The 22,926-nt window shown below is 67.9% G+C and carries 23 protein-coding genes; 9 read left to right on the forward strand and 14 right to left on the reverse strand.

What is annotated here, in order from left to right:
• Positions 1 to 89: 89 nt before the first annotated feature.
• The 3 genes from mgrA to DQ353_RS10225 all read right to left on the reverse strand — a co-directional run bounded on the left by mgrA (position 90) and on the right by DQ353_RS10225 (position 3,108).
• Positions 90 to 1,154 carry an L-glyceraldehyde 3-phosphate reductase gene (mgrA, locus tag DQ353_RS10220; RefSeq protein WP_113762654.1) on the reverse strand — a complete coding sequence of 355 codons (1,065 nt, stop codon included), beginning with the start codon at positions 1,152 to 1,154 and terminating at the stop codon, positions 90 to 92.
• Between the two features lie 326 nt (positions 1,155 to 1,480).
• Positions 1,481 to 1,633, reverse strand: coding sequence for a hypothetical protein (locus DQ353_RS21650; RefSeq protein WP_181578330.1), 153 nt, complete (start codon positions 1,631 to 1,633; stop codon positions 1,481 to 1,483).
• A 287-nt stretch (positions 1,634 to 1,920) separates the two neighbouring features.
• Complete coding sequence (locus DQ353_RS10225; protein ID WP_113762655.1) at positions 1,921 to 3,108, reverse strand: acetyl-CoA C-acyltransferase; 1,188 nt, start codon at positions 3,106 to 3,108, stop codon at positions 1,921 to 1,923.
• 55 nt (positions 3,109 to 3,163) lie between these two features.
• Here DQ353_RS10225 and DQ353_RS10230 point away from each other — a divergent pair, with 55 nt between their 5' ends.
• The gene (locus DQ353_RS10230) at positions 3,164 to 3,955 is read left to right on the forward strand and encodes an alpha/beta fold hydrolase (protein WP_113762656.1); all 792 of its coding nucleotides are present in this window, start codon (positions 3,164 to 3,166) and stop codon (positions 3,953 to 3,955) included.
• Positions 3,956 to 3,967: 12 nt separating this feature from the next.
• On the opposite strand, the gene DQ353_RS10235 is transcribed toward DQ353_RS10230, so the two are convergent.
• Positions 3,968 to 4,501, reverse strand: coding sequence for a universal stress protein (locus tag DQ353_RS10235; RefSeq protein WP_113762657.1), 534 nt, complete (start codon positions 4,499 to 4,501; stop codon positions 3,968 to 3,970).
• A gap of 151 nt (positions 4,502 to 4,652) precedes the next feature.
• Between DQ353_RS10235 and DQ353_RS10240 the strand changes: the two genes are divergently transcribed.
• The 4 genes from DQ353_RS10240 to DQ353_RS10255 all read left to right on the forward strand — a co-directional run bounded on the left by DQ353_RS10240 (position 4,653) and on the right by DQ353_RS10255 (position 9,916).
• Positions 4,653 to 5,429 (forward strand): ABC transporter ATP-binding protein, encoded by a 777-nt coding sequence (locus DQ353_RS10240; protein WP_113762658.1) that lies wholly within the window; start codon positions 4,653 to 4,655, stop codon positions 5,427 to 5,429.
• Positions 5,426 to 6,160, forward strand: a complete 735-nt coding sequence (locus tag DQ353_RS10245; protein WP_113762659.1) for an ABC transporter permease — start codon at positions 5,426 to 5,428, stop codon at positions 6,158 to 6,160. Before DQ353_RS10240 ends, DQ353_RS10245 begins: the two co-directional genes overlap by 4 nt.
• A gap of 38 nt (positions 6,161 to 6,198) precedes the next feature.
• Positions 6,199 to 8,841, forward strand: a complete 2,643-nt coding sequence (hrpB, locus tag DQ353_RS10250) for an ATP-dependent helicase HrpB (protein ID WP_353616684.1) — start codon at positions 6,199 to 6,201, stop codon at positions 8,839 to 8,841.
• Between the two features lie 85 nt (positions 8,842 to 8,926).
• Entirely contained in the window at positions 8,927 to 9,916 is a 990-nt protein-coding gene (locus tag DQ353_RS10255; protein ID WP_113762661.1) for a DMT family transporter, read from the forward strand.
• Between the two features lie 27 nt (positions 9,917 to 9,943).
• Here the strand turns inward: DQ353_RS10255 and DQ353_RS10260 are convergent, their stop codons facing one another.
• Complete coding sequence (locus DQ353_RS10260) at positions 9,944 to 10,774, reverse strand: SDR family NAD(P)-dependent oxidoreductase (protein WP_113762662.1); 831 nt, start codon at positions 10,772 to 10,774, stop codon at positions 9,944 to 9,946.
• A 257-nt stretch (positions 10,775 to 11,031) separates the two neighbouring features.
• Positions 11,032 to 11,334, reverse strand: coding sequence for a hypothetical protein (locus DQ353_RS10265; protein ID WP_113762663.1), 303 nt, complete (start codon positions 11,332 to 11,334; stop codon positions 11,032 to 11,034).
• 283 nt (positions 11,335 to 11,617) lie between these two features.
• Here DQ353_RS10265 and DQ353_RS10270 point away from each other — a divergent pair, with 283 nt between their 5' ends.
• Complete coding sequence (locus tag DQ353_RS10270; RefSeq protein ID WP_353616685.1) at positions 11,618 to 12,328, forward strand: peptidase associated/transthyretin-like domain-containing protein; 711 nt, start codon at positions 11,618 to 11,620, stop codon at positions 12,326 to 12,328.
• Positions 12,329 to 12,480: 152 nt separating this feature from the next.
• On the opposite strand, the gene DQ353_RS22255 is transcribed toward DQ353_RS10270, so the two are convergent.
• From DQ353_RS22255 to DQ353_RS10285, 4 genes are all read right to left on the reverse strand, one after another.
• On the reverse strand, positions 12,481 to 12,930 hold the full coding sequence (locus DQ353_RS22255) for a hypothetical protein (protein WP_286166735.1): 450 nt from the start codon (positions 12,928 to 12,930) through the stop codon (positions 12,481 to 12,483).
• Positions 12,931 to 13,002: 72 nt separating this feature from the next.
• Positions 13,003 to 13,281: a uracil-DNA glycosylase family protein gene (locus DQ353_RS22260; protein WP_286166736.1), complete on the reverse strand. Its 279-nt coding sequence runs from the start codon at positions 13,279 to 13,281 to the stop codon at positions 13,003 to 13,005.
• A gap of 414 nt (positions 13,282 to 13,695) precedes the next feature.
• Positions 13,696 to 14,928, reverse strand: a complete 1,233-nt coding sequence (locus tag DQ353_RS10280; protein WP_113762664.1) for an acyl-CoA dehydrogenase family protein — start codon at positions 14,926 to 14,928, stop codon at positions 13,696 to 13,698.
• An 86-nt stretch (positions 14,929 to 15,014) separates the two neighbouring features.
• Positions 15,015 to 15,698: a TetR/AcrR family transcriptional regulator gene (locus tag DQ353_RS10285; protein WP_113762665.1), complete on the reverse strand. Its 684-nt coding sequence runs from the start codon at positions 15,696 to 15,698 to the stop codon at positions 15,015 to 15,017.
• 201 nt (positions 15,699 to 15,899) lie between these two features.
• On the opposite strand from DQ353_RS10285, the gene DQ353_RS10290 reads away from it, so the two are divergent.
• Positions 15,900 to 16,346 carry a DoxX family membrane protein gene (locus DQ353_RS10290; protein WP_113762666.1) on the forward strand — a complete coding sequence of 149 codons (447 nt, stop codon included), beginning with the start codon at positions 15,900 to 15,902 and terminating at the stop codon, positions 16,344 to 16,346.
• An 86-nt stretch (positions 16,347 to 16,432) separates the two neighbouring features.
• Here DQ353_RS10290 and DQ353_RS10295 read toward each other — a convergent pair whose 3' ends face one another.
• The 3 genes from DQ353_RS10295 to DQ353_RS10305 all read right to left on the reverse strand — a co-directional run bounded on the left by DQ353_RS10295 (position 16,433) and on the right by DQ353_RS10305 (position 19,753).
• Entirely contained in the window at positions 16,433 to 17,941 is a 1,509-nt protein-coding gene (locus DQ353_RS10295; protein WP_113762667.1) for a DHA2 family efflux MFS transporter permease subunit, read from the reverse strand.
• Between the two features lie 78 nt (positions 17,942 to 18,019).
• Positions 18,020 to 19,018, reverse strand: a complete 999-nt coding sequence (locus DQ353_RS10300) for a PhzF family phenazine biosynthesis protein (RefSeq protein WP_113762668.1) — start codon at positions 19,016 to 19,018, stop codon at positions 18,020 to 18,022.
• A gap of 171 nt (positions 19,019 to 19,189) precedes the next feature.
• Positions 19,190 to 19,753, reverse strand: a complete 564-nt coding sequence (locus tag DQ353_RS10305) for an AMIN-like domain-containing (lipo)protein (RefSeq protein WP_113762698.1) — start codon at positions 19,751 to 19,753, stop codon at positions 19,190 to 19,192.
• 185 nt (positions 19,754 to 19,938) lie between these two features.
• Between DQ353_RS10305 and DQ353_RS10310 the strand changes: the two genes are divergently transcribed.
• Complete coding sequence (locus DQ353_RS10310; RefSeq protein WP_113762669.1) at positions 19,939 to 21,033, forward strand: mechanosensitive ion channel family protein; 1,095 nt, start codon at positions 19,939 to 19,941, stop codon at positions 21,031 to 21,033.
• Here DQ353_RS10310 and DQ353_RS10315 read toward each other — a convergent pair.
• A complete protein-coding gene (locus DQ353_RS10315; protein ID WP_113762670.1) occupies positions 21,030 to 21,689 on the reverse strand; it encodes a YqaJ viral recombinase family protein in 660 nt (219 codons plus the stop codon). The genes DQ353_RS10310 and DQ353_RS10315 overlap by 4 nt on opposite strands.
• 282 nt (positions 21,690 to 21,971) lie before the next feature.
• Here DQ353_RS10315 and DQ353_RS10320 point away from each other — a divergent pair, with 282 nt between their 5' ends.
• Complete coding sequence (locus DQ353_RS10320; RefSeq protein ID WP_113762671.1) at positions 21,972 to 22,838, forward strand: sugar phosphate isomerase/epimerase family protein; 867 nt, start codon at positions 21,972 to 21,974, stop codon at positions 22,836 to 22,838.
• The last annotated feature ends 88 nt before the right edge of the window (positions 22,839 to 22,926 follow it).

Here is a 22,926-nt window from a genome sequence, read left to right on the forward strand (position 1 = left end):
AATTGTTCGTCTGCGGTATCCGTTGTTAACGACGAGAAACCCTGCGGATTTCGTCTCCACAGGGTTTCAGGTCAGGGCGCTTCGGCTTCTTAGCTCGTGGCCGCCGCGCGCCAGTGGTCGATGCCGGCATCCCCTGCGGCGATCCTGTCGATCAGCTCCAGTTCCGCGGTGCTGAAGGCGGTATTGCCCAGTGCCCCGAGGTTCTCATCGAGCTGGGCGGTCGAGGACGCCCCGAGCAGCACCGAGGTCACCCCTCCCTCGCGCAGCAGCCAGGCGATGGCCAGTTGGGCCAGGGATTGGCCGCGTGCTTCGGCGACCTTGGCCAGGTCGCGGGCCTTGGACAGGTTCGCCTCTGTCAGGTGCCCGGCCAGCGAGTTCCGTCCGCCGGACGGGATGGCCGACTCGTTCTTGAGGTACTTGCCGGTCAACAGCCCCTGGGCCAGCGGGGTGAAGGCGATCGAGCCCATGCCGTGTTCCTTCAGGGTGTCCAGCAATCCGTCTTCCACCCAGCGGTTGAGCATCGAGTAGGAGGGCTGGTGGATGACCAGCGGGGTGCCCATGTCCTTGGCGACCTTCGCGGCCTCGGCTGTGCGCTCGGGGGAATAGGAGGAGATGCCCACGTAGAGGGCCTTGCCCTGGCGGACCAGGGTGTCCAGCGCGCCGATGGTTTCCTCGATCGGGGTGTCAGGGTCCGGGCGGTGCGAGTAGAAGATGTCCACGTAGTCGAGGCCCATGCGGGCCAGCGAATCGTCGGCCGAGGCCATGATGTACTTGCGCGAGCCAAGGTTTCCGTGCGGGCCCGGCCACATGTCCCAGCCGGCCTTGGAGGAGATGATGAGCTCGTTGCGGTAGGCCTTGAAGTCGCCTCGCATCATGCGGCCGAAGTTTTCTTCGGCCGAGCCGTAGGGAGGGCCGTAGTTGTTGGCCAGGTCGAAGTGCGTGATGCCGTGGTCGAAGGCGTGGCGCAGCACTTCGCGCTGGGTGTCGAAGGGGCGGTTGTCGCCGAAGTTCCACCACAGGCCCAGGGAGATCGGGGGAAGGATCAGGCCGGAGTTGCCGACGCGGCGGTAACCGGTGGACTCGTAGCGATCCGCGGCGGCCACATAGGGTGCGTGGGTTTCGGGGACGGGGGCATACCGGAGCTCTTCGGCCATGGTGGTGGTGTTCTCCTGAAATAGGTGGGACGGAAAATCCTCTGAAGCTTCTTGGCTTCATCCGTTTCCATTCTTGTCCCCCGAGGCGTCGTTAGTCCACGACGGCGGGCTCGGCACGCGGGGGAGAAACGAAATGTGCTGCTTTGCGACCCAGGGAACCCCGGTTTGGGGCCTGGTGCTTAAAGTGAAGAACCGGTCGTGACGGCTAAGGAGGTGAAACTCCGCCGCGACCGGTTCTTCTGATCACTCGCACCTTGAGAAGGTAGCTTCAGCCTAAGAGGCCAAGCTGAGCGTGGGCTGAGGATTGGTTGTCAGTCAGCCGAGAGTCAGTAATTCGACGGGGGATCGGAGGCGGGGAAGGACTCGTCTTCCCATTCCTCGACCAGCGCCTCGTCGTGTGCGCTGGCAACATGTTCCGGTTCTGCGGCAGCTTCTTCTGCCTTGACATCTTCTTCGTCGCCGATTGGTTTTTCACTCATCACGCGTGCTCCTTGGTCCGTAGAACATGTCGCCCGATTCACCGGCGCGACCGGTATCTTCAGTTTGGTCCGAAGTTCCGTCGTTGTCGAGGGCGTTGCATGCCACCTCGCGGCGCCTTGACAGGACGCAGCCGGGCTTAAACGGGTGAGCACCGGTCGGAAGGCTGGGGGGAATCTGCCTTTTATCCGACCGGTGCTCTCATCACTCGCATCTTCATGAGGTAGTTACAACTCTAGGAACCCAATCTATGTGCAGGCTGTACAGAGCCCGGCAACCACGTGTGAACTCAGGCCCGGAGCACCAGCGCATCGCCCTGGCCGCCACCGCCGCACAGCGAGACGACCCCGGTGCCGCCGCCGCGCCGTGCCAGGTCCATCGCCATATGCAACACCAGCCGCGCCCCGGAAGCGCCCACCGGGTGGCCCAGCGCGATGGCCCCGCCCTCGGTGTTGACCCTGGCAGGATCCACACCGAGGACCTTGGCCGATTGCAGCACCACCGAGGCGAAGGCTTCGTTGATCTCGATCGCGTCAAGGTCCCCGGCCTTCAGCCTCTCCTTCGCCAGGGCCGCGAGGATCGAGGTGCTGGGCTGGGAATGCAGCTGCCCGTCCGGTCCCGCGGTCTGTCCGTGCGCGCCGATCTCGCACAGCCATTCCAGCCCCTCCTTGCGGGCGGCTCCCTTGGCAGCCACGACCAACGCGGCTGCCCCGTCCGACAGGGGCGAGGAGGAACCTGCGGTGATGGTTGCGCCGGGATCCCGGGAGAACGCCGGCCGCAGCGCCGCCAGCTTCTCCACCGTGGTCTCGGGGCGGATGCCCTCGTCGGTGGAGACGACCAGGTCCTCGCCGCGGCGTTGCGGGATGGAGATCGGTGCGATCTCCGCATCAAGGTGCGCCCGGGCGGCGGCCGCGCGCTGGTGCGAGGCCGCCGCGTACGCATCCTGCTCCGCCCGGCCGATGCCCAGCTTGGCGTTGCCGCGTTCGGTGGTCGAGCCCATGAGCTCGCCGGTCAGCGGGTCGGCCAGGGCATCGTGGTTCAGCGAGTCCTCCAGGCCGCGGTCCCCGATCGCCAGCCCGGTGCGCATGCCGCGGACCAGATGAGGGGCGTTGGACATGGATTCCTGGCCGGCGGCGACGATGAAGTCCGCCTCCCCGGCCCGGATCATCCGTGCGGCGTCGATGACCGCTGTCAGCCCGGAGAGGCAGAGCTTGTTGATGGTCACTGTGGGCACGTCCCAGCCGATGCCGGCCTTCAAGGAGGCCTGGCGGGCCGGACCCTGCCCGGTGCCGGCCAGGACCACCTGGCCCATGATGACGTGGTTGATATCGCTGGCCTTCACCCCGCTGCGTTCCAGTGCCGCCTTGATGGCGTGGGCGCCAAGGTCGGTGGCCGGCACCGAGGAGATGGCCCCGCGGAACCTGCCAAAGGGCGTGCGCGCCCCGCCAAGGATCACGGGGGTCAGATCGTCATTCATTGCTGCATCCTTAGCGCTTGGGAAAAGTCCGGTTCGGTGCCATAGGCTCATTCACATGCCCCTTGCCGTGAACCCGATTGATGCCCAGACTATCTACTTCGACGCCAGCGACACAGGGGCCCCACCGGTCCTGCTGCTGCACGGCTCGGCACTCTCCCGTTCCATCTGGCGTGGATTGGGCTACGTGAAGGCACTTGAACCGGAGTTCGACACCATCCGCATGGATCTGCGCGGGCACGGGCGCTCGGGCAAGCCGCACGACCCTGCCGCCTACAACATGGACCTGGTCCTGGCGGACGTCAAGGCGGTGCTGGCGGCGACCGGCCACGAGTCGATCCACATCGTGGGATATTCGTTCGGCTCGCGCGTGGGCCTCTCGCTGGCCATCAAGCACCCGTCGATGGTGCGCTCGCTGACCATGCTCGGCGGAACACACGCCATCGAGGCCCAGCACATCAGCACGCTCTTCTTCGACGGCTACCTCGAGGCGCTCAAGACCGGTGACATGGATGCCTTCATCGCCGGGATGGAAGCCGACGGCGGGAAACTCGACCCCGCAACACGCCTGGCCTTCGCCTCCAACGATGCGCTGGCGCTGGCGGCCTACTTCGAATCGACCGAGGCCGGAAGCGCAGTCAGCGAGATGCTGCTGGCGCAACTGGACACCCCGACGTTGCTGATGACAGGAACCCGGGACAGGCCGCGCATCGAGCACTCGCGGACCATGGCCGCGGTGATGCCGAACGCCCGGTTGGTTGAGCTGGAAGGCCGCACCCATGGAGGCACGCTCTTCCCGCCACAGCCCGTCCTGGAGCAGTTGCTGCCGTTCCTGCGGACCAACGCCTAGGGTTCCTCGGCATCAGGGCATGGGCAGATAAGGGGCACCCGGTTTCCCCGGTGAGAGCTCCGGCGGAACCACCAGCACCGGCACCGTGCGGTGGGACAGGAACCGGGCCAGCGTGGAGGCACGGAGCCGGGCGGAAGTGCTGCCGAAGGGCCGCCGCTTCGGGGAACCGAGGACCAGCAGCGAGGCGCCCAGTGCCGTGGCGTAGGCCTCGAGCGCACCCGCGGGAGCGCCCACCAGTATGCGCAGCATCCAGCGCACGGGCGAATCCTGCAACGCCGCTCCGAGGCCGGAGTGGAGCTCGCGGACAACCGTGACGCCGATTTCCTCCTGCTCGTCCCGACCCAGCGTCTCAAAATCGATGATTGCCTTCGCCTTCCACTCGGAAGATTCCAACCCCGTGACGGCGTAGGCACACACCAGATCCAGTTCCAGGGCCACGGCCAAGCGTGCCGCGGTGGCCACCACCTCCGGGTGCTGGTACCGGCACACTCCCACAAGCACGGGATGAGGTGTGCGGATACTTCCTTCTCCGCGCAGCTCGTTCATGGCGCGCTCCTGGAGGTGGACGGTGGCAGCGGGCTGCGCGGCAGCCTTTCACCCAGTATGGCCGGACCTCGCCGGTCAAGGATAGGGCGGGGTCGCGTCCGGGCGCCCAATCGCTCTTGACCGGGACCGCAACAGGGGCGAGACTCAAGAAATGGATGCTGACACGGCGGCAATCTCGATCACCGGGCTGAAGGTGTTGCGCGGAAAGAACCTGGTGCTGCCGGGCCTTGACCTGCTGGTTCCGCGCGGCGAGGTCGTGGGGCTGCTCGGTCCCAGCGGCTGCGGCAAGTCCACCCTGATGCGTGCGATCGTGGGCACCCAGATCATCTCCGGCGGGGACGTGAAAGTGCTGGGGGACACCGCAGGGTCCCCGGCGCTGCGCCGCCGCGTGGGGTACATGAGCCAGGAAGCAGGTATCTACGACGACCTGCCGGTTGCAGCGAACCTGAACTACTTCGCCAAGATCCTCGGTGCCCCGCCCGCGCAGGTCGCCGCCGTCATCGAACGCACCGGCCTGGGGTCGGTGGCCAGGTCCATGGCCGCGGACCTCTCCGGGGGCCAGCGCAGCAGGCTCTCGCTGGCCATCGCCCTGCTCGGATCCCCCGAGCTGCTGGTGCTGGACGAGCCGACCGTCGGGCTGGATCCGGTGCTGCGCGTGGCCTTGTGGGAACTGTTCGCCGAACTGGCCGCCGAGGGTGTGGCGCTGCTGGTTTCCAGCCACGTCATGGACGAGGCCACGCGCTGCGACCGGCTGATCCTGATGCGCGAGGGCGAGATCGTCGCCCAGGAAACCCCCGGCTCGCTGCTGGAACGCACCGGAACCGACAACGCCGAGGACGCCTTCCTCGCCCTGATCCGCGCGGCGCAGGAACCCGGGACCGACACGCCGCACGTCCCCAAGCACCGCGCCGGTTCGGAGGAAGCATGAGCCTTGCACGTGTCCTTGCGACCACCGCCCGGGTGCTGAACCAGGTGCGGCACGACCACCGCACCCTGGGCCTGCTGCTGCTGGTCCCCGCGCTGCTGGTGGGCCTGGTCGCCTGGATCTTCACCGACACCCCGGTGTTCGGGCGAATTGGCCCGGCCATGATCGCGCTCTTCCCCTTTATCGTGATGTTCCTCGTCACCTCGATTGCCACGCTGCGCGAGCGGCGCAGCGGCACCCTGGAACGCCTGCTGTCCCTGCCGCTGGGCAAGGCCGACTTCATCCTGGGCTACGCGCTGGCCTTCGGGCTGTTGGCGATCGTGCAGACGGGGATCGCGGTGGGCTTCGCCGTGTGGGTGTGCGGGCTGGAAGTGTCCGGGAGCCTGGGACTGCTGTTCGCCGTGGCGATCGTCGACGCACTGCTGGGCACCTCGCTGGGGCTTCTGGCCAGCGCCTTTGCACGCAGCGAGTTCCAGGTCGTGCAGTTCATGCCGGCCTTCGTCTTCCCGCAGATCCTGCTCGGCGGGATCTTCCTGCCCCGGGACCAGCTGCCCCAGGTGCTGGAGAAGATCGGCGACTGGCTGCCGCTGAGCCACGCCATCGACGCGCTGAACGCGGTGGCCCGCAACGACCAGGACGCCGGCTACATCTGGTTGCGCATCGGCTTCATTGCCGCCTGGATCCTGGCCGCCATCGTCGTGGGCTCCATGACGCTGCGCCGCCGCACCCCCTGATCGGCGGGACCCGGCTGCAACACTGGATAATGGGGCGGGTGAGCACCCAGCAGATCCGGCAGGAAAAGCCCCTACCCACCCACGACTTCGACCTGGCAGCCATCGGGCACGGGCTGGTCTTTGCCCATTCCCTGCCCGAACTTGCCATGGCGCTCGAAGCAGGCGGTGCCAGCGCCACCGCGGTCATCCAGGCGCCGCCGGGCACCGGCAAGACCACCCTGGTCCCGCCGCTGGTCGCCAACGCCGTGGCCGCGCGCACCGGGGCGCCCGCCCGCATCGTGGTCACCCAGCCGCGCCGCGTCGCCGCACGTTCCGCCGCCCGCCGCCTGTCCTTCCTGGATCGCAGCCCGCTGGGCACCCGGGTGGGCTTCACGGTGCGCGGGGAACACACCGCAGATGCCCACACGCTGGTGGAGTTCGTGACCCCCGGAATCCTGCTGCGCCGGCTGCTGGCCGATCCGGGCCTGGAATCCGTGGACGCGGTGATCATCGACGAGGTGCACGAGCGCGGGCTGGAAACCGACCTGCTGCTGGGCATGCTGCGCGAGGTCCACGAACTGCGCGGGGACCTCACCTTGGTGGCCATGTCCGCCACGCTCGATGCCCCGCGCTTCGCCAAGCTACTGGGGGATGCCACGGGCATGGGGGAAGCACCGCTGGTTGACTGCCCGGCGGCGCTGCACGAGCTGACGGTGCACTGGGAACCGGCAGCGGCCCCGCGGCTGACCGACCGCGGGGTCTCGCGCACCTTCCTGGGCCACGTGGCGGCCGTCGCCGCCGAGGCCCATACCCGGGCGCTTCAGACGGATCCTGGCGTCGATGCACTGGTGTTCCTGCCCGGGGCCTGGGAGGTCGCCGATGTTGCGGCGCAGTTGCGTTCCAGGACCGTCGGCACCGAGGTGCTCGAACTGCACGGACAGGTGCCCGCCGGCGAGCAGGACCGCGCGGTTTCCGGGCGCGAACCCGGTGGGAAGCCGCGGATCATCGTCTCCACCTCGCTGGCCGAATCCTCGCTCACCGTCCCCGGGGTGCGGCTGGTCATCGATTCCGGGCTGGCCCGCGAACCGCGCCGGGATGCGGCCCGCTCCATGAGCGGACTGGTCACGGTTTCCGCCTCGCGGGCCTCGTGCATCCAGCGTGCCGGACGTGCCGCCCGTCTGGGCCCTGGCACCGTGGTGCGCTGCTTCGAGGAAAAGAGCTTCGCCGCCGCCCCGGCACATCCGCGCGCCGAGATCACCGTCGCGGATCTGGCCTCCGCCGCCCTCATCCTGGCCTGCTGGGGCGCCCCCGGCGGGCAGGGACTGGCGCTGCCCGAAGCTCCCCCTGCCGCCAGCCTGCAGGCCGCCACCACGGTGCTCGAACACCTCGGCGCGATCGAGCACTCGGGGCACGCCACCGCGCTGGGCCGGCGCCTGGCCGCGATCCCGGCTGACCCGCGGCTCGGGCGCGCACTGCTCGACGGCGCGCCGCTGGCCGGGGCCGCCACCACCGCACGCATCGTCGCGTTGCTGGCCGGAGACTACCGAGCCCAGGGTGCCGACCTCGGTGCGCTGCTGGCCTTACTGCGCAACGGCCAACACCCCGGATCCGGTGCCTGGAAACGCGAATCGGCCCGCCTCGAACGCATCGCCAAGCAGGCAGCAGGCAAGGCGGATCGGGCCGCGCGCCAATTCACCGGCGATCCGCTTGGCCTCATCACTGCGCTGGCCTTCCCAGGCCAGGTGGCCCGGCGGGTGGAAGGCGCCGCGGGAACCACCTACCTGCTGGCCTCCGGGACCCGGGCGGGGCTGCCGACCGGAAGCCCGGTGGCACACCACCCCTGGATCGCGGTGGCCGAGGTGGCCCGTGCCGCCGGCCGCGACGCGGCGGGCACCGGCGCGCTGATCCGCGCCGCGGCGCCGCTGGACCAAGACACCGCGCTGCTCGCCGCCGCCCACCTGGAAACCGAGGACACGGCCACCGTCTTTGCCAACGGCAAGCTCACCGCCCGGGACGTGCACCGGCTCGGTGCCATCGAGCTGACCAGCACCCCCGTGGCACCCACCCGTGCCCAGGGCCGCACCGCGGTGCTTGACGCGTTGCGGGCCAACGGCCTGGGCATGCTGAGGTTCTCGGCCTCCGCCACGGCACTGCGCAACCGGCTGGCCATGCTCAACCGCGAGCTCGGGGACCCGTGGCCGTCAATGGATGACGCCGCACTGCTGGAGGCGGCCGAAACCTGGCTGGCCCCGGAACTCGAGGCGCTCGCCGGGGGCAAGTCCGCCGGCTCCCTGCACCTGGCCGATGCGCTGCGCCGGCTGCTGCCCTGGCCCGAGGCCACCGCGCTGGACGAGTTGGTCCCCGAACGCCTCGCGGTGCCCAGCGGATCGAAGATCCGCATCGACTACCCGGGCGTCGATGACCCTGACGCGCCGCCGGTGGTCGCGGTGAAGCTGCAGGAATGCTTCGGGCTCGCGACCTCCCCGGCACTGGTGCGCGGGAGGGTGCCGGTCCTGTTCCACCTGCTTTCTCCGGCCGGACGCCCGCTGGCCGTCACCGACGACCTGGCCTCCTTCTGGTCCGGGCCCTACACCCAGGTGCGCGCGGAAAACCGTGGCCGCTACCCCAAGCACCCGTGGCCCGAGGACCCGTGGACCGCTCCCGCCACCCGCCACGTGAAAAAGCGCATGGGCCGGCCCTGAGACCCAGGGGTTCCGCAGGTCCGCGGCCCGCCGGGGTTCGGCGCAGTTGGGCACCGGCGGACATCTCCATGGCACACTGGGGGCCATGACCCCCTTGCCCTCCGGCGCGCAGCCGCCTGCGTCCCGGCACCTGCCCCCGGGATTGACAATGGTCTGCTTGGCCGGGATAGCCTGGGGAACCATCGGACCCGCGGTCCAAATCGCGCACCAAGCCTCCGGGCTTTCCCCTTCGACGCTGGGCTCCTACCGTGCCGCCGCCGCCGCGTTGGCCCTGCTGGCCGCCGCACTGCTGACCGGGAAACTGGGCACCTGCTGGGCCTTGGGCAAGAAGCATTGGCGCCGCGCGCTGGGGGTCGGGGCGCTGATTGCGGCATTCCAGTTCTTCTTTTTCCTGGCCGTGGTGTGGGCCGGGGTCAGTGTCGGAACCGTGGTGTGCCTGGGCCTGGCCCCGGTGCTGCTGCTGGTGGTCAAGGGCATCCGGACCCGCTCATTGCCACCGGCCGCGAACCTGATCACCGTCGTGGTGGCGGTCGTGGGGCTGTGTCTGGTGGGCCTGTCCGGCTCCGAGGTCTCAGCCGCGCCGCACCCCGTGGCGGGGTTGCTGGCAGCCTTGGTATCCGGAGCGGCCTTCGCCCTGTCCACGGATTTCGCGGTGCCGCTGGCCAGGACGTTGGACAGCTTCCCGTTGACGGTGATCACCATGGGTGCAGCAGCCGCGTGTCTGATTCCGGCCGGGCTGGTCCTGGCCTGGGTGAACCATGAGCCGTTGGGCACCACCCACACCGGAACGTGGATGTTGGTCATCTATCTGGGGGTCATCACCATGGCCCTGGCCTACGGGCTGTTGTACGCGGGGCTGCGCACCACCTCCAGCGGCACCGCGGTGGTGGCCACGCTGCTGGAACCGGTCACCGCGGTGCTGATCGCCGTGCTCTTTTTGGGGGACCGGCCCACACCGGCCTCGGCGGTAGGGTTCTTCCTGATTGTCGCGGCGATCGCGACGCTGGGTCGGGCTCCCCGGGAGCCCGACGAGGCACACCGGCGGACTGAAAGCACGGTGCCCGGCCCCGACTGATTCAGGGGTCCGATCGCTGCAGACCGGCTACCCGAGGCAGAGCAGCGTTTCGCTGATGTCCCAGAGTTCCCGGGCCAACGCTGCATCATTGGCCTGTGGGTTGGTCCGTGCCACTTTGCGACGGGTGAAATACTCGCCCGATTGCCAGGTCTTCGGACTCTGCTGGGAAGCAAGCCAGATCAGCGTGTCGGCTCCCTTCCGGGGAGACAACAGGAATTTGGAGATGATCTTGTGGCCGTAGATGCCCTCCATGGAGGTTCCCGGCGAGCGTGAGAAACCGGTGCTGACGACTCCCGGATGGAACGCCGCAGCGGCCAAGCCCCGGCCAGTAAAACGCCGATGCAATTCACGGGTGAACATGATTTGACCGAGCTTGGCGTTTCCGTAAGCCCTCTTGGGCTCGTAGTGGCCTTCGGAGTTCAGGTCGGAGATATCGACTTTGCCGAAGAGTCGATTGGCCAGGCTGGAGGTGCTGATGACACTGGCCCTCGAGTCGATGAGGCGATCAAGAAGCAGGTGGGTCAGCAGAAACGGGGCCAGGTAGTTGATCTGGAAGGTCATCTCAAACCCGTCCGCGGTGACCTGCCGCACGGGAGTGAAAATGCCTCCGGCGTTGTTCGCCAACACGTCGATTCGGGGGTATTTCTCGAGCAACAACGAGGCAAGGGTCCGAACCTCGTCAAGATCGGCGAAGTCAACGAGAAAGTGATCGGCCCCGAGTTCCTGGGCAACAGCAGCTGTCTTTTCCCTGTTCCTGCCCACCACGACCACCTCATGGCCCATTCGGGCGAGTTGGCGCGCAGCTTCAGCGCCGATCCCATCGCTCGCACCCGTAATGATGATCGTTTGCCGTCGCATGCATAAACCTTTCGGGAGAGTTTGCGGGCCGGGCCCATGGTGAATCCTAGTCGGGTTGGCACACTGGGCGCTGACGAAGCAACGGCGCCGGCGCCTCCGGCCGCACAGCCGCTTGGCTTGGTCATTAGGCCATGGACCAGATGTCGACCCGTTGCCGCCCGCATCGTGTTGTTGCATTCTTCCGGGCGTGGAGGAATGGTGGTTGAAATGGGCCGGACGGGGAGCAGCGGGGTGCGCGCCGAGACTGCCCGGGGCAGCTAGGCTGCGGTGATCCGGAATGGCTTGTGGTTCAGCATGCCGTTGGTGGCAAGAATTTTCTGGTCCTCGTCGTCCGCCATGGTGATCCGCGCGGGACATGCGCCCAGCAGAGCCTCTGTGCCCCGGTAGCGGATCCCGGCGGCCACCGAGTGGCGCCCGGCGGGGAGGGCCACCTTACAGGGTGAGCCCCGGCAGGCCGCGTGTTCGATGTCGTTGACGACGACTACGGGCCTGGCGGCCATACGGAGGAACCAGGCACCCAGCCAGTGCGGGTGGACGGTGAGGACCAGATGGGCGGGCATCCACTGATCCAATGCCACCGAGGGCGAGGAGTCCTCCTACCGCAAGGTCCGTTCTGGGCCGAACCACAGCCACCGCAAATTTCCCGCTCATAGCATCGGATTCCACCCACCACGCGCCGGAATCGGCGCTCACGGCCAGGGGATCCACCGAGCATGGAGAACCGGCAGCGGCACCGTCCGTCATGTTCCGCCCACCCGAGGTTCAAGGGAGGACGGGTGCTCCCACGGCCGGGCGAGGACATCGAGGACCAGGGCCTGCGCTTCGTACATCCAGACGCTCCCGGTGCGGCGCAGCGCGCTGAAGGCCTTCGGGGTCGGTGCCCTGGCGCCCGGCCTGGCCGCTTGCAGCTCCACGGCGAAGGACGGTGCCGCAGGCACCTCGGTAGGGGAGATCCCCGATGCAACGGCCGGCCCCTACCCGGGAGCCGGGTCCAACGGCCCGGACGTGCTGGAACAAAGCGGCATCATCCGCTCCGGCATCCGTTCCAGCTTCGGGGATTCGACAACCACCGCGGCGGGGGTCCCGATGACCCTCGAACTCTCGATCAAGGATCTGGCCAACGGATCGGCGGGCTTTGCCGGGGTGGCTGTTTATGTTTGGCAGTGCGACAGCGAAGGGAACTACTCGATGTATTCCGAGGCCGTCGAGACCGAAAACTACCTGCGCGGCGTGCAGGCAGCAGCTGCAAACGGCACGGTGCGTTTCCCCGGCATCTTCCCCGCCTGCTGTACCGGCCGTTGGCCGCACAGCCACTTTGAGGTCTATCCAGACGCGGCCTCGATCACCGATTCGACCAACGCGATTGCCACCTCACAGGTGGCGCTGCCGCAGGACGTATCGGAGGCCGCCTACGCGATGTCGGGGTACTCGTTCTCTGTCGCAAACCTTTCACGTCTGACGCTGCAGAGCGACACCGTCTTTGGCGACGACCGGAGTGCCAGCCAGCTGGCCACCGTCACCGGTGATGCCACAGCTGGCCACCGTCACCGGTGATGCCACAGCCGGCTACAAGGTAGTGCTGGAGGTCGGTGTTGACACCGGGACCACGCCCGCCGCTGGTGGCGGTGTCCCGGGAAGCAACCGGCCCAGCGGCGGACCGGGCGCTTCGGGCAACTGGCGAGTAGGGCGATGGCTTTGCCTCCGCTTCAATCCGGCCCGGGCAGAGCTGCACGCCGGGGAAACAGTGATTTGACCGAAGGCTGTGGGTCGGGAGCCTGCGCGTGCCACGGAGGAGTGGGCAACTCGCCGAGACTCCGGCGCACGTCCTCCGTATACATTTTCAAGACCCGCGGGTCAGGGTGCTCACCACGTGCCTCGGCGACCACCAGAACCGCTTTGTAGAAGTCAACCCAGGAACCGTATGGCACAGGTTCAAACATTGGCTCCGTGATGATCGCGCGCGAGACATGTCTCAGTTCGATCAGCACCCGCTGAACTTCCGCTGCCTTCGCATAGGGACCCGGCATCCGAAAGACGCTGGCTCCCCAAGAGGTGGGTTTTTCTTGTAGCCCGGGCTTTGAATTCTTCAGGCCGAGCAAGGCTTCGACTGGATGGCGGAACACACCGATGACCAGGGGAACCTCTCGTTGTGCCAATGAATCCTCAAGGGCGGGCAACCCTGCCCGAATCTGCTCGGCAGTGACCTGCTTTTCACCCGGGGTCGGGAACTACACGATGTTGGTAAAAGCGATGCCATATTGACGGGCAGCGTCGTCAAGGAAGGGTGCGTCTTCGGGGTTGAGCATTCCGGCTTCCGCCACGCGCAGCAACTGGCGCCGTGCCGCCAGCTCCTGGTAGTAATGGCCGGCTTCGACGCTCTTCGGCGCCGGATTCAGGCCGACGACGGCTGCGACAATGCGATTGTCGGGCCACAAATCGGCGAGAGTCGGTCCCTCGTGTCCTTCAGGAAACTTCTCCTGATGCCCAATCAAACCTGCGGTATCCAAGGAGATCCTCCTCTACTTGGTCGTTGCACACCTCATGCACCAACGCACCTTCGTATTGGTGCCGCAGGCGTTCTCAGGGTCGGGACAGAGGTGAACGGCGAAAAATTCGCCCGCTGGCCCAGGGCAAGGCCCGAGATGGGTGGCGCGACTTGTGCCAAGCCGACGGCTTGAAATAGCGGCAGAACCGAAGTCAAGAGTTCGAGCGGTTTTCGCTGTTCCGGACGGACCTGCTCCGCGCAGCCACCTTGGGGTGAATATCCCCAGCTGCCAAGGTCCGTGGAGGTCCGGTGGCGGCATGTGAATCTGCCCAGAGTGCAGCCATGTGCGGGAACATGGAAAACGGCCGCATCCACCGGAATCGGTTTCGGTGGATGCGGCCGCACGCGGTGTTGGATTCGATGCCCTGCGTCGTTTTTAGGCGAAGGCGGAGATCCCGGTGATGGAGCGCCCGATGATCAGTGCCTGCACCGTTTCGGTGCCCTCGTAGGTGTGGATCGCCTCGATGTCGGCGATGTGCCGGGCCACGCGGTTCTTCAGCAGGATGCCGTTGCCGCCGAGCAGGTCCCGGGCGTTGGAGGCGATGGTGCGCGCGATGCGGGTGCAGGTGAACTTGGCCAGCGAGGCCTGCACCGGGCTCAGCGTGCCGGCTTCCTCGCGGCGGGTGGCCTGCATGACCATCAGCTGCATGGTGGCCAGCTCCGAGTGCATGCGGGCCAGGCGTTCCTGGACGATCTGGCTGGCGGCCAGCGGGCGGCCGAACTGGATGCGCTGGGCCGCGTACTGCACCGCGGTCTCGTAGCAGGCGGTCGCGTGTCCCACCGCGGACCAGGCGACGCCCAGCCGGGTGGCGAAGAGGACCTTGGCGGTGTCCTTGAAGCCGTTGGCCCCGGGCAGCACGTGCGAGTCCGGGACGAAGACGTTCTCCATGCGGATGTGGGCCTGCCAGATGGCGCGCAGGGACAGCTTGCCCTCGATCGTGGTGCCGGTGTAGCCCTCCCACTCCTGCTGCACGATGAAGCCGCGGACCTTGTCCTGCTCGTCGCGCGCCCACACGATGGTGATCCCGCCGGTGGAGCCGTTGCCGATCCACTTCTTCTCGCCGTTGATCCGGTAGCCGCCCTCCACCTTGGTGGCACGGGTTTCCAGCGACACCGAGTCCGAGCCATGGGTGGGTTCGGTCAGTGCGAAGGCGCCGAGCACCTCGGCGGTGGCCAGCTTCGGCGCCCACTGCTTGATCTGTTCGGGCGAGCCGCAGTAGACGATGGAGCGCAGGGCCAGCCCGGCCTGCACGGCGGCGATGGTGCCCACCGATCCGTCGGCGCGGGAGAGTTCCATGTTCACCAGCCCGGCGGCCAGCACGCTCATCTCCGGGTGGCCCTCGAGGGTGATCCCGTCGCGCAGCAGGTCGAGCTCGCCGAGGCGCTTGGCCAGGCCCAGTGGGTAGTCGGAGTTGTTCCAGTATTCGTCGATGACCGGGCGGACCTCGTCGAGCCCGAACTTCCGGGCGCGGTCCCAGTATTCGCGGTCGGCCGCGTCGATGTCCTCGAAGAGCCCTGCCGGATCGACGTCCACCTCGCCCCAGAGCTCGTACTCGGGTTCAACGACCCCGGCGGGGAAATCGGTGCTGAGGCTGGCTTCGATGCTCATGGAAGGTGGTGCCCTTTCGTCGGCGGCGGGAATGTCGCTAGGGCACCAGCATACTGGAACTGAGTATCACGTCAAGAGACTGAGGTTCATTTGTGGTTGCGGTCCAGGGCCTCGCGCACCTGGGAGAGCACGGCCTCGGTGTCCGGGGTTCCGCCGGCAATGGTGATGACCACCGTCGTCGGTTGGAGTGCCGGCGCCGATTCCTGCGGCTCGAGCACCGGGGCGAACAGCGCGCCCAGCGCGTTCAGCTCGCGGTCCAGCTCCGGGCGACGGGTGTCCTCCGGGTGGCGCAGCCAGCGCCGCAGGTGGTCGTTGTGGACCGAGACGATCCCGGAGGCAAAGGCGATGCACATCGCCCGCCCGTTGGGCAGCGAGTACAGCCCGCGGTCGCGCAGGTGGTTGCGGAAGACCCGCTCGTAGCGGTGGATGGAGACCAGTTCGCGGTCGCGCAGCGAGGGGACATCCAGCAGCAGGCGGTGGCGCAGGCCCGCGGCCTCGGGCCGGGCGGTGTGCTGGTCGAAGACCGTCAGCCCCGCGTGGACCAGCGAGGCCACGGGCCCGGCCGAGGAGGTGGCCAGCACGGTTTCGAGGTGGTGGATGATCGTCTCCATGTCCGCGAAGACCATCTCTTCCTTGGAGCCGAAGCGCCGGAAGAAGGTGGAGCGCGAGATGCCCGCGGCCTGGGCCAGCGCATCGACGCTCGTGGCGTCGAAACCCTTTTCGACGAGCAGGCGCAGGGCGGCATCGGGAACCGCAGAGGAGGTGATCATGCACGAGAATCTAGCACGTCGCCCGATTTCGGCGCCCCCTGGGCGACGCGTGATTTCGCGAATGTGCGGCAAACCACAGCCCGTGCGTGGGCCCGCACTCGCCCCGCGCCACACCGGGGGAGCTATAGCCGTAGCGGAGGGCCAAACCATAGGGTGGGGTGAGAAGTAGCAAGACCGCGACCCACGACCAGGAGAAAACACATGGGCTTCAACATTGCCAACGCCGCACTACGACTCGTCTCGGGTGCCTACATCCTCAACAGCGGCATCGGAAAGCTGCGGCTGCCCGCCGAATCGGCCCAGGGCCTGCAGACCATGACGGCACACGCCATCCCGCAGGTCGAAAAGCTGGAACCTGCCGTCTTCGGCAAGGCCCTTGCGGTCGGCGAGATCGGGCTGGGCGCCGCCCTGCTGACCCCGTTCCTGCCCTCGCGCCTGGTTGGCCTGGGCCTGGGAGCCTTCGCCGCCGGCCTGGTGGCGACCTACCTCAAGACCCCGGGGCTGACCGAGTCCGACGGAATCCGCCCGACGCCCAACGGGGTGCCGATGGCCAAGGACTTCTGGCTCGCCGGCATCGCCGCCGCACTGGTCTTCGGCCGCGGCAAGACCAAGACCAAGATCAAGGAAGTCGCCAAGCCCGCCAAGTAGCCCGAGGCGCAAATAGCGGGGGCCGTGGCTCACGAATCATCGTGTGCCACGGCCCCCGCCGTGCTTGTGCGTGTGGGCGGGGGCGCCTACTTGGCCGAGGCGCGCGCACCCTTGCGGAACATCAAGGCCACCAGCGCCGCGGCCATCGCGACGATGCCCGGCAGCAGCAGCGCCTGGCCCAGGGCCAGCGAGAACGCCTGGTGCAGGAAATCGGGCACCTGTGCCCCGGTTCCCGGCTCCGCGCCGATCCCGGCCGGCCCTCCGGAGGCCATGGAGGCCACGACCTTTTCGGACTCGACGGCAATGCGCGATTCCATCATCAGCGCGATCAACGCCGAACCCAGCACCGCACCGACCTGCCGGGTGGTGTTGTATACGCCGGACCCGGCGCCGGCATTTGCCTGGACCAGGTCGCGGGTGGCGGTCAGCGAGACCGAGGGCCAGATCATGGCCGAGCCCAGCCCCATGAACACCGGAGGGAGCAGCAGCACCCAGAACGGGGTGTCGGCGCGCAGGATCAGCCCGTAGACGGTGATCGAGGCGCCGAAGAGGAAGAACCCGGGGACCGCGAAGTACTTGGCCTCGATCTTCCCGACGCGCTTGCCGATGACCGGGGCCAGCGCCCCGGCGACGACTGCCATCGGGGCGAGCATCAGCGCCGAGAGCGTGGGGGTCAGCCCGCGCACCGACTGCAGGTACAGGATCATCGGGAAGCTCATGGCCGTGATGGACAGGCCCATGAAGGCGATCGCGATGTTGGCCAGCGAGAAGTTCTTGTCCTTGAACAACCCCAGCGGCACCAGCGGCTCGGCCCGGGTGGCGGCCTGCCACCAGATGAACAGCCCCAGCAGCACCACGCCGCCGATGATCAGGTGCCAGGAACCGATGGGGCCGATGAACGGTCCCCAGTCGTGTCCGTTGCCCTCCTGGATGCCGAAGACCAGCGCAAACATCGCAGAAGCGCTCAGGCCCACGCCGAGCCAGTCGAAGGAGTGCGAGTGGCGTTCCAGTTCGGGGACCTTCACCAGCACCCGCCAGATGGCCAGCACACCGACCGGAACGTTGACGAAGAAGATCCATTCCCAGCCCAGGGTGTCCACAAAGATGCCGCCGGCGATCGGGCCCACCAGCGTGGCGATGCCGGCGACAGCTCCCCACAGGCCCATGGCAGCGCCGCGGCGGGCGTAGGGGAACATGCGGGTAATGAAGGTCATGGTCTGCGGGCTCATCATGGAGGCGCCCAGGCCCTGGACCACGCGCGCAACGATCAGCGTGTTGATATCGGGGGAGAGCCCGCACCACAGCGAGGAGAGCGTGAAGACCACAAGCCCGATGAGGTAGATGGTGCGCGGGCCGAACCGGTCTCCCAGGCGCCCGGTGATCAGCAGCGGGACCGCGAAGGCCAGCAGGTAGGCGCTGTTGACCCAGATGACGCCGTTGATGTCGGTGTCCAGGCCGTTCATGATCGCCGGCATGGCGGTCGAAACGATGGTGGAGTCCACCAGGATCATGAAGAAGCCGATGACCAGTGCCCACAGGGCACCCCATGCGCGCTTGTCCTCGGCCGTTTTGGTATCTGTCTGGTTCGCACTCACCGCTTGAGTGTACGCGCGGCCCCGGTGCTGGGACAGGGGCCTGAGCCCAACCTCACAGCCGGGCGAAGGGCGGCACCACTAGGGCAGATTGACGAAGCCCTCGATGCAGGTGACCGACTGCCCGGCGATCCACACGCCGGCCGGATCGCGGTCCACGTGCAGGATCGCGGAGCGGCCCAGCCGGGTGCCTTGGCGTACCGTGTAGGACTCCGGGGCCAGCCCGGAACCGGTCAGCCAGACCCCGAAGCCGGCATTCAGCGACCCGGTGGCCGGATCCTCGGGAAGCCCCTCGCCGGGGCAGAAGGCACGGACCTCGTAGTCGGCCGGAATGCCGGTGACCACGTTGCGGAAGCGCTGGGAGCCGCGGCGCTCGTCGGCCTCGGAGACCGGGCGCAACTCCTCGCGCGCCCCGGAGGGGCGGTCGGTGGGCACGTTGGGGTCGTAGGAGCGTGCCGGGATGCCCGGGACGGTGTGCGGGCCGATGACCCCGACCTCCAGCCCGGCCAGGATCGAGTAGTCCGGTTCCAGGGCGAGCACCATTTCCGCGTCGCGCAGCAGCAGCCCGGCGAATTGCGGCCCGTTGGCCAGCCACTGGTGCCCGAGAACGTCCTCGCGCTTGATGCCCAGCCCGGTCAGGGCCCACTCCAGCACGTCGTCCTCGAGCTCGCCGGTGCGCACCATGGGCGGTGCCTTGAACGCCAGGGACTCGGGATCGGACGGATCCTCGCCCGGGACGCGGCGGACCTCGATGAGCCCGGCGTCGCATTGCTGGATCAGCGCGGCGGGGTTCTTGGGCACCCCTCCGGCCTCGAGCCATGCGTGGGCCGCACCCAGGGTGGGGTGGCCGGCGAAGGGCAGCTCGGTGGTGGTGGTGAAGATGCGCACGCGGTAGTCGGCGTCGGGGTGAGTGGCCGGCAGCAGGAACGCGGTCTCGGCCAGGTTGGTCCAATTGGCGAAGTTCAGCATCTGCGAACCGCTCAGCCCCTCCCCGTCCAGCACCACGGCCAGGCCGTTGCCGGTGTAGGGGGAGGAGGAGGAGAAGACGTCGACTTGCTTGTACGGGCGGGCAATACTCATGAATGAATCGTGACACATCCGCCGGTGCGGCGCGCCGGATGACGCCGTTTTGTCATCCAACGACGCAACAAGCCCCTGCGGGAAGCAACTGGCACCAGGGAAGGGCGCCGGACGCACGCCACGAATCCCGTGGTGTGCGGCCGGCGTCCTTCGTGCCGGGACCGAGGAGGCCTACCAGCGGTGGGCCACATCGATCACCAGGCGGCTGGTGCCCGTGGCGTCGATGAGCACGAAGGTCCGGAACGGCAGCCGGGCGCGGACCCCCAGGCCGAAGGAGCTCTGGCCCTCGAAGCTGCCCAGGAACGCCACCTGCCTGAAGGTGGTGTAGCCCGCGACGTTGCCCACGTTCAGCCGGTTGGCCGGGTAGTACGTCGGGGTCCCGGAGGTCGTGTAGGCCGGTGCCTTGACGACGATGCGCAGGTCCGCGGCCCCGGCCAGCGGGACCAGCCTGCCCTGGCCCTCGGTGTAGACGGCCGACACGTAGCGCACGTCGTAGCCCTTCACCTTGCCCTTGAGGTCGATGACCATGCGGTCAAAGCAGTCGTGGCGGCCGGTGCGGACGTTGGTGACTGTGGCCGAGGAGTAGCCGGCGACCGAGTCGGCCAGCGAGCCCCAGGCGATGCCGCAGTACGGTGCGCTCACCGCGGCGGGGGTTGCGGCGGGGGCGGCCGGTGCGGTGCCGAGCCCCGCTATGAGCAGCGCGCCGGCCAGGCCGGCGGCGATCCTGGTTTTCATGGTGGTCCTCGCTTGGTGCGGAAAATCCGGGTGTGGGTGGATGGTGAAATCAGCATGCGCGCGGGAAAACCAGGCGGCAAGGGGGTATGTCCACAATCCATTCCATTGCAATGCGCAGGAGATATGCCTAACGTCGGGCGGTCATAACCAGCGTGCGCCCACGGGGTTGTGACAACCTTGTTGACATGCAGATCTTTGCCACCGGAACACTGGACGACGCCCTGAACGAAGTTGTGGAGAACACGAACGCATTACCGGATCCCATCCGACCATGGGTTGTGGTTGCGGTCGGGTTACTGGCCGCGGTGCTCATCACCGTGGTCCTCTCCTTCATCCTCACCCGCATGCTCCGCAGGATCCAGGGGCTCGCACCCGATCGCACCCTGCGCCGCATGCCGCTGCTGCTGACCCTGGTCTTCGCATTCACCAAGATCGCCCTGGGGGTCTCGTTCGCCTCGAGCCAATGGGTCACGATCTGGCAGTTCCTGCTGTTGCTGGGGCTGATCAGCTCCATCGCCTGGCTGCTGATCGTCGCCATGGGGATCCTGGAGGACATCCTCCTGGCCAAGTACCGCGAGGACGACGGACACCCCCGGCGGCTGGCGAAGATCCAGACGCAGGTCGGATTGCTGCGCCGGGTAGCCACCGCGCTGGTCATCACCCTGGCGGTTGCCGGTGCCCTGCTCACGATTCCCGAGGTCAGGGCGCTGGGCGCCGGCCTGCTGGCCTCCGCGGGCCTGATTTCCGTGGTGGCAGCGCTCGCCGTGCAGTCCTCGCTGGCCAACGTGTTTGCCGGGCTGCAGATCGCCTTCACCGACGCCATCCGGGTCAACGACACCGTGGTGGTGGAGACCCAGCGCGGCAGCATCGAGGAAATCACCCTCACCTACGTGGTGGTGCTGCTGCTGGATGGGCGCCGGTTGATCATCCCCTCGACGCACTTCACCACGGTACCGTTCGAGAACTGGTCGCGCCGAAGCACGGAGATCAGCGGGTCGGTGCTGCTGGACCTGAACTGGAACGCTCCCATCGAGCACCTGCGCACGCGCACCGAGCAACTGCTCGCATCCACGGATTTGTGGGACGGGCGCACCGGGTCCCTGAACGTGACAGACGCCATCGGAGGGATCCTGAAGGTCACGATTGCACTGTCCGCGCGCAACCCCGGCGACCTCTACGACCTGCGCAACTTCATCCGCGAGCACCTGATTGCGGAGCTGCGCAGGGATTACCCGGACGCGCTGCCCAAGCCCATGATGCCGGGCGCCGCCCCGGCTTAGAGACGCAGTGACGCCGGCCCGTAGTCCTCGTAGGCCCGGGCCCGGGCCGTGCGTTCGCGCAGGATCGCCACCATCGCGTCGGCCTTGGAGATCAGGTCGGCGATCTCCGCATCGTCGCGGTCCACCCAGCGGGTCAGCGGCTCCCGGTGGACCGGGACGAAGTCCTTGTGCGGTTCCCACACAAAGAGCGTGCGTTCGGCGCCGAGCACGTATTGCTGCCAGAACACCTGGCGCAGGTAGTTGCGCGGGATGGTCTTGAACGGCTTGTTGGTTGTCTTGATTTCCGCCAGCTCCACCCGCCCGTGCTCCCGGATGCCCAACCCGTCGGGGGTGGCCAGGTGGATGTGGTTCTCCGCGGCATGGAAGAGCTGGGTGGAGGGCACGATCCCGTAGTTCTCCTGCACCCACGCGGCGATCACCGGTTCGCGGGCCCGCCCGTGGTCGGTGTACGGGTTCCCGCCGAAGCCCGAGCCGTTCAGCTTGTCCCAGGCCGCGGACTGGATTGACTTCGGGGTGGAGAGCCTGGCCGCGTCGGTGGCCGTGATGCCCTGCGAGCGGGCCCGCAGCCAGGCGATCCGGTCCGAGGAATCGGCGACGATGCGCTGCAGGCAGGCGGCGGGGGCGGGGTCAAGCGGGGAGGGGATCACCTGACCCATTGTTCACAAAAAAACCGGGCACCGCGAACCGGCGGCGCGTCGGGCGCCGCCCCCCGCGGCCCGGCGATGGCTGCCTTCGGTTTCCATTGCCAATTCCACCTGCCCCGACGACAGCCGTTCGCGGATCCTCCCCCGCACGATGGACGACCCTGTGGCATCGATGTCCCAAGCCTCCCGCGGATCGCGGGGCGCCGCAGCCAGCGCTCTGGCCGGAGCGCGCACGCGGGCGTAGCCTGAGAATCCGGACCCCCACCGCCGCAATGGAAGGAACACCGCATCGCCATGGAACGATTGCTGGGCGTGACCACCGGGGTATGGACATCCCCGCTCACCGATGCGGCGCTGCCCGAACTCGCCGCCCATGTGGCGTCCCTGGGCTTCGACGCCATCGCACTGCCGCTGGAAGACCTCGGCGACTGGGACCCGAAGCGCGCCCGCGAGGTGCTCGCCGAACATTCCCTGGCCCCCGTGCTCATCGGCACCATGTCCGCGGGACGCAATCTGGTCGCCGCACCGGATGCCGAGCTCGAAGCCACCCGGAACCACCTGCGCGGCCTCATCGATGCGGCGGCAACCCTGGGGGCGGCCACCGTCGCCGGCCCGTTCCACGCTGCCACCGGACGGACCTGGTCCATGAATGGGATCCACCGCCAGGCCACCTACACCCAGCTGCGCGAAAACCTCGCCCCGTTGGCCTCCTACGCAGCAGCACGCGGAATCACCCTGGGGATCGAACCGCGCAACCGCTACGAAACCTCGCTGATCAACACCGTGGATCAGGCCCTTGACGCGCTGGAACCGCTGCTCGGGCCCGGGCTCGGCATCGCCCTGGACACCTTCCAGCTGAACATCGAGGAACAGGACATCGCGGCCGCCGTCGCCCGCGCCACCGGCCACATCGCCCACGTCCAGGTCAGCGGCAACGACCGCGGCACCGTCGGCGCCGACCACTTCGACTGGCACGGCTTCATCCACGCGCTGGACCTGGCCGGGTACACCGGCCCGCTCTGCGTCGAATCCTCCACCCCCGGGAACGCCTCGAACGCCGTGGCGGCCTCCATCTGGCGGCCGCTGGCAAGCACCCAGGACGCCCTGGCCGCGGACTCGCTCGGCTACCTGAAAAACCTGCAAGCCGGCGGCCTGCGCTGAGGTCCACCGATTCCGCCACCCGCCTCCCCACCCGCCGCCTCGCCGGCCGGGCGGCCGGTTGGCGAGGCCCGCCGCAACGAGCCGGGCA

Origin of the sequence: Arthrobacter sp. AQ5-05, assembly GCF_003287975.1 — a bacterium.
Classification (GTDB): Bacteria; Actinomycetota; Actinomycetes; order Actinomycetales; family Micrococcaceae; genus Paeniglutamicibacter.

Bases quoted from the DNA above. Each gene is read 5' to 3' on its own strand.
- mgrA (WP_113762654.1), bottom strand. From the start codon at position 1,154: ATGGCCGAAGAGCTCCGGTATGCCCCCGTCCCCGAAACCCACGCACCC.
- DQ353_RS21650 (WP_181578330.1), bottom strand. From the start codon at position 1,633: ATGAGTGAAAAACCAATCGGCGACGAAGAAGATGTCAAGGCAGAAGAA.
- DQ353_RS10225 (WP_113762655.1), bottom strand. From the start codon at position 3,108: ATGAATGACGATCTGACCCCCGTGATCCTTGGCGGGGCGCGCACGCCC.
- DQ353_RS10230 (WP_113762656.1), top strand. From the start codon at position 3,164: ATGCCCCTTGCCGTGAACCCGATTGATGCCCAGACTATCTACTTCGAC.
- DQ353_RS10235 (WP_113762657.1), bottom strand. From the start codon at position 4,501: ATGAACGAGCTGCGCGGAGAAGGAAGTATCCGCACACCTCATCCCGTG.
- DQ353_RS10240 (WP_113762658.1), top strand. From the start codon at position 4,653: ATGGATGCTGACACGGCGGCAATCTCGATCACCGGGCTGAAGGTGTTG.
- DQ353_RS10245 (WP_113762659.1), top strand. From the start codon at position 5,426: ATGAGCCTTGCACGTGTCCTTGCGACCACCGCCCGGGTGCTGAACCAG.
- DQ353_RS10255 (WP_113762661.1), top strand. From the start codon at position 8,927: ATGACCCCCTTGCCCTCCGGCGCGCAGCCGCCTGCGTCCCGGCACCTG.
- DQ353_RS10260 (WP_113762662.1), bottom strand. From the start codon at position 10,774: ATGCGACGGCAAACGATCATCATTACGGGTGCGAGCGATGGGATCGGC.
- DQ353_RS10265 (WP_113762663.1), bottom strand. From the start codon at position 11,334: ATGCCCGCCCATCTGGTCCTCACCGTCCACCCGCACTGGCTGGGTGCC.
- DQ353_RS10280 (WP_113762664.1), bottom strand. From the start codon at position 14,928: ATGAGCATCGAAGCCAGCCTCAGCACCGATTTCCCCGCCGGGGTCGTT.
- DQ353_RS10285 (WP_113762665.1), bottom strand. From the start codon at position 15,698: ATGATCACCTCCTCTGCGGTTCCCGATGCCGCCCTGCGCCTGCTCGTC.
- DQ353_RS10290 (WP_113762666.1), top strand. From the start codon at position 15,900: ATGGGCTTCAACATTGCCAACGCCGCACTACGACTCGTCTCGGGTGCC.
- DQ353_RS10300 (WP_113762668.1), bottom strand. From the start codon at position 19,018: ATGAGTATTGCCCGCCCGTACAAGCAAGTCGACGTCTTCTCCTCCTCC.
- DQ353_RS10305 (WP_113762698.1), bottom strand. From the start codon at position 19,753: ATGAAAACCAGGATCGCCGCCGGCCTGGCCGGCGCGCTGCTCATAGCG.
- DQ353_RS10310 (WP_113762669.1), top strand. From the start codon at position 19,939: ATGCAGATCTTTGCCACCGGAACACTGGACGACGCCCTGAACGAAGTT.
- DQ353_RS10315 (WP_113762670.1), bottom strand. From the start codon at position 21,689: ATGGGTCAGGTGATCCCCTCCCCGCTTGACCCCGCCCCCGCCGCCTGC.
- DQ353_RS10320 (WP_113762671.1), top strand. From the start codon at position 21,972: ATGGAACGATTGCTGGGCGTGACCACCGGGGTATGGACATCCCCGCTC.